The sequence below is a fragment of the Parasynechococcus sp. genome, assembly GCF_042954245.1.
GTDB lineage: Bacteria > Cyanobacteriota > Cyanobacteriia > PCC-6307 > Cyanobiaceae > Parasynechococcus.
Genome location: NZ_JBGKDP010000245.1, coordinates 1 through 4,251, shown reverse-complemented (window position 1 = coordinate 4,251; position 4,251 = coordinate 1). Strand labels below are relative to the sequence as shown.

Genomic DNA, 4,251 nt, shown 5'->3' with positions numbered 1-4,251 from the left:
CGGTTGTTGCGGCCCTTGCGGCGGTGTTTGGCCACCACCAGGGTCCGCTCCGGCTTGCGGCTGGTGATCTCACTGAAATCAGTGACCACCCGGGTGCGGGTACCGGGGGTGTAGGGGCGGAAATTACGGATTGCCATGACGATTCAGACCCCTCAGGACTCAGGGAAGAGTTGGATCGAGTTGCCCTCCGCCAGGCGCACCACGGCTTTCTTCACTTGGGCACGTTTGCCGGCGAAGCGACCCATGCGACGGGAGCGTCGCGGGGGATTCATGGTGCTGATGCCGGTGACCTTCACATCGAAGAGCTGCTCAATGGCGGCCTTGATGTCGGGCTTCGCGGCGCGGTGGTCCACCTCGAAGGTGTACTGGTTGATTTCGAGGGCGCGGGTGGCCTTCTCGGTGATCAGGGGACGGCGGATCACATCCGCCAGGCGTCCTTGAAAACGTTCAGTCATCGCCGTAGACCTCCTGGATGGTTGCGAGAGCTTCCTCGCCCAGCACCAGAGCATTGGCGTGGAGCAGGTCGAAGACGTTCAGCTGATCTGCAGAGATCAACTTGACTTTCTCTAGGTTGCGCACGGAACGGCGTACAACATTGGAGGGTTTCGTCAGAACGATGAGCACCTTGGAGCCGGCAGTAACACCGAGGCGTCCCAGAGCATCCGTGATCTCACGGGTCTTGGGGGCCTCTAGCGAAGCACCGAAGTGCCTCACGACGGTCACATCGTCAATGCGGGCCATCAGCGCAGTGCGCAGGGCCAGACGACGCTCCTTGCGGTTCATCGCAAGGTTGTAGGTACGGGGCTTGGGGCCAAAGATAATGCCGCCGCCGGGCTTCAGGGGAGTCCGAATGGATCCCTGACGGGCCCGACCAGTTCCTTTCTGTTTGTAGGGCTTGCGACCACCACCGCGCACTTCTGAGCGGGTGAGGGTGCTGGCGGTTCCTTGGCGTGCATGGGCCTGCTGACGCAGAACAGCCCGATGCATGAGATCAACGGCGGTGGTCTCTTTGGCCACCTTCAGGTTCAGGGTTGCCTTGCCGGCTTCCTTGCCTTGCCAATCACGAACGACACAACTGGACATCACTTACCTCCTTTGGCGGGCTTAGCGCCCACGCGCAAGGCCGGGCGGATGTTAAGCAGCGCACCAGGCTTGCCGGGCACGGATCCCTTCACCACCAGCAGGTTGTGTTCGCTGTCCACCTTGAGGATGGTCAGACCGCGGGTGGTGATTTTCTTGCCGCCATAGCGACCGGCCATCCGCTTTCCGGGATAGATGCGGCCCGGAGTCGTACCGGCACCGGTCGAACCGGGCTCGCGGTGGTTCTTCGAACCGTGGGTCATCGGCCCCCGGCTGAAGCCGTGGCGCTTCTGGTAGCCAGCGAAGCCGCGGCCGACGGTGTCACCGCTGACGTCCACCTTCTGGCCGGCTTCGAAATCGCCGACGGTGATGGCGCCACCGAGTTCGAGACCTTCAACGCTGTCGACCCGGTATTCGCGTAGATGACGCAGAAGGCCCTCACCGGATTTATTCAGGTGACCCTGGGCGGGCTTGTTGATCAGCTTCTCGCGGGTTTCGCCAAAGCCGATCTGCACTGCGGAATAACCGTCAGTATCGTCGTTTTTGAGTTGGGTGATGCGGCAGGGGCCGGCTTCGATCAAGGTGACCGGAACAGCTCTGCCCTGCTCGTCGAAGAACTGGGACATACCCAGCTTCTTCCCGAGGATGCCGATGGACATGGATGGGGAGGAAGCGCCAGCGTGGACAACCACCACGCGGAGAACCGCTTGGGGTCAGGTGCTGATCGATTGGACGCAGACGTGGTTCGAAGCGGAACTCCCGAAGGAGTGGATTCGAATGGGCTAGCGAACGATTCAGCAAGGCTGGGACTTGCATCTGCACGATGTGCTGTTGCAGTTTCCCCGACGGAGTTCTCCGAAGAAAGCTTCCGTGCTGGCCTGGGGATTCGACGCAATCGTCGAATCTGTTCTGCCGACTGGAGGCCCGGCTAGCGGACGGGCACAGAAACGCAGAACAAACAATGAGTCTACAACACCGACCTCCCCGCTCCCCTGATCCCTCTGCCTGCTGCCAGAATTCCTCCCAATCTCTGTAGCTGCCATGCCTCTGCTTCTCACCGGTCGGGCATTTCGCCGTGATCTCGAAGCCAATGGCTGTCTGGCGGTGCAGGCTCCGCTCGAAGGCGGTGCAGAAACCCGCCTACTAAGACGTCTGCGCGGTGCCGGCTACAGCACCCGCATGGCATCAGCCCGTGGCCTTGGTGATCCGGAGGTATTCCTCACCCAGAAGCACGGCATCCGTCCTCCCCATCTCGGTCATCAAAGTGTTGGCCGTGGTGCTGCTGTGGGAGAAGTGCAGGAGGTGGCTCCCCAGCTCGGCGACCTGTTTGAAGGTGATGCTCCTGTGGCCCTCTGGTTGCTGGAAGGTCAGGTGCTGTCGCGCTCCGAACTTCTTTCGCTCTACGATCTGTACAAGCGCGAACCGCGTTTACGCATCATCGTGGAGATGGGTGGTGCTCGCAGCCTGAAGTGGGAACCGATGACCACATATCTGAAGGCCTGACGCCTGACGACGCCCTCGATCAGGGCTGCTGGGTCAAGCTGATCTGTGGAGCAAGCAACCAGGATTTGCCTGCCATTGCCGATCTGACCGCTGTTTTTGCGGCTGTCGGTGTCCATTGCGTTGATGTGGCTGCCGATCCAGCAGTCGCCCTTGCAGCTCGTCGCGGCCTGGATTGGGCTGAGGCTCAAACAGGGCGTCGTCCTTGGCTGATGGTCAGCCTCAGCGACGGCATCGATGCTCACTTCCGCAAGGCTTGGTTTGATCCTGGCCGCTGCCCTGAGGACTGTCCACGGCCCTGCGAAAGGATTTGTCCGGTGGCAGCGATTCCACCCGCTGCTGGGATCGACCAGCAGCGTTGCTATGGCTGCGGCCGCTGCTTGCCGGCTTGCCCCCATGGCATGATCGAGGAACGCGACCACCGATTGGCACCCGGGCAGGTGATCTCACTGCTGCAATCGATTCAGCCCGATGCTGTGGAGATTCACACGACGTCTGGGCATGACGAGGGCTTCTCGACGCTGATCCAAAGCCTTCAGCAGCACAAGGTTCCCTTGCGGCGCTTGGCCGTGAGCTCAGGCTTGGAGGGCCACGGCGTCAAGGCCGATCAGTTGGCTGGTTTGCTCTGGCGTCGCTACTCCCGCCTGCGGCAAGTCGGTTACAGACCCCTCTGGCAGCTGGATGGGCGTCCGATGAGCGGCGATGTCGGCGCTGGCACAGCGCGGGCTGCAGTTCAGCTTTGGCGTGCCATGCGGGGTCTGGCCCCGCCGGGCCCGCTGCAGCTTGCCGGTGGCACCAACGCCGCAACGCTGGAGTTCTTGCACCCGACGGAGCGGCCTGCTGGCATCGCCTTTGGTGGTGTGGCCCGTCGCTTGCTGATGCCTGTGCTGGATGAGGCGCAAACCCGTGGGCTTGCCCTGTGGCAATGGCCCGACGGTTGGAAGCGTGCCCTGTCTCTGGCGCGTCCATTGGTTACGCCATGGTTGCAGCGCTCTTGCTAGAAGGCTGAAACGCGCAGATCCCATGGGTACGCAACGGGTCACCGACGATCTGAATCGCCTTCTCGAGCTCCTGCCGGATGCCGTGCAGGAGCAGTTGCAGCCGGAGGAAGCGCGACAGCAGTTGCTTGAGGTGGTGCTCGATCTCGGTCGGGTTCCGGAAGCGCGTTATCCAGGCTGTGCCCTGGCACTAGGTTCCACGCCCTTGTCCCGCGAGAGTTTGGCGGCCGTGGTGGCCAGGCTTGGTCAGTTCGGAGGCGATAACCGGGCGGGAATCGAACGAACGCTTCACCGGATCAGTGCGATCCGCAATCGTCAGGGCGAGGTGGTCGGTCTGACCTGCCGGGTGGGCCGAGCCGTGTTCGGCACCGTTGCCATGGTGCGGGACCTCCTGGATGGAGGGCAGTCCCTGCTGTTGATGGGGTGCCCGGGTATCGGCAAGACAACGGCGTTGCGCGAGATCGCACGGGTGCTCGCGGATGAGCTGGAGCGGCGCGTTGTTGTGATCGACACGAGCAATGAGATCGCCGGTGATGGCGATATCCCGCACCCCGCAATCGGTCGGGCCCGCCGCATGCAGGTGGCCAGGCCTGAGTTGCAGCACCAAACCATGATCGAGGCGGTGGAAAACCACATGCCCGAAGTCATCGTGATCGATGAGATCGGCACGGAG

Annotated in this window: 6 protein-coding genes and 1 pseudogene; 3 read left to right on the top strand and 4 right to left on the bottom strand. The window is 62.3% G+C overall.

All coding sequences use genetic code 11. The features are described from left to right. The 4 genes and pseudogenes from rplB to rplC form a co-directional block, all read right to left on the bottom strand. Positions 1-137: pseudogene (rplB, locus tag ACGVJ8_RS11405) on the bottom strand (50S ribosomal protein L2); the annotation flags it as partial. A 15-nt stretch (positions 138-152) separates the two neighbouring features. Then, positions 153-455, bottom strand: a complete 303-nt coding sequence (locus ACGVJ8_RS11400; protein ID WP_006850625.1) for a 50S ribosomal protein L23 — start codon at positions 453-455, stop codon at positions 153-155. After that, on the bottom strand, positions 448-1,083 hold the full coding sequence (rplD, locus tag ACGVJ8_RS11395) for a 50S ribosomal protein L4 (RefSeq protein WP_392348189.1): 636 nt from the start codon (positions 1,081-1,083) through the stop codon (positions 448-450). The genes ACGVJ8_RS11400 and rplD overlap by 8 nt, the downstream gene beginning before the upstream one ends. After that, entirely contained in the window at positions 1,083-1,739 is a 657-nt protein-coding gene (gene rplC, locus ACGVJ8_RS11390; protein WP_115010470.1) for a 50S ribosomal protein L3, read from the bottom strand. The genes rplD and rplC overlap by 1 nt, the downstream gene beginning before the upstream one ends. Positions 1,740-2,121: 382 nt before the next feature. On the opposite strand from rplC, the gene ndhN reads away from it, so the two are divergent. The 3 genes from ndhN to ACGVJ8_RS11375 all read left to right on the top strand — a co-directional run. Continuing rightward, the gene (ndhN, locus tag ACGVJ8_RS11385) at positions 2,122-2,583 is read left to right on the top strand and encodes an NAD(P)H-quinone oxidoreductase subunit N (RefSeq protein WP_392348187.1); all 462 of its coding nucleotides are present in this window, start codon (positions 2,122-2,124) and stop codon (positions 2,581-2,583) included. Further along, on the top strand, positions 2,550-3,581 hold the full coding sequence (locus ACGVJ8_RS11380; RefSeq protein ID WP_392348185.1) for an LdpA C-terminal domain-containing domain: 1,032 nt from the start codon (positions 2,550-2,552) through the stop codon (positions 3,579-3,581). The genes ndhN and ACGVJ8_RS11380 overlap by 34 nt, the downstream gene beginning before the upstream one ends. Before the next feature lie 22 nt (positions 3,582-3,603). After that, positions 3,604-4,251, top strand: a 648-nt coding sequence (locus tag ACGVJ8_RS11375) for an AAA family ATPase (protein WP_392348183.1), incomplete at its 3' end; no start/stop codon positions are given.

Excerpts from the sequence above, each read along its gene's own strand:
- rplD (WP_392348189.1), bottom strand. The coding sequence starts at position 1,083 with ATGTCCAGTTGTGTCGTTCGTGATTGGCAAGGCAAGGAAGCCGGCAAG.
- ndhN (WP_392348187.1), top strand. The coding sequence starts at position 2,122 with ATGCCTCTGCTTCTCACCGGTCGGGCATTTCGCCGTGATCTCGAAGCC.
- ACGVJ8_RS11400 (WP_006850625.1), bottom strand. The coding sequence starts at position 455 with ATGACTGAACGTTTTCAAGGACGCCTGGCGGATGTGATCCGCCGTCCC.
- rplC (WP_115010470.1), bottom strand. The coding sequence starts at position 1,739 with ATGTCCATCGGCATCCTCGGGAAGAAGCTGGGTATGTCCCAGTTCTTC.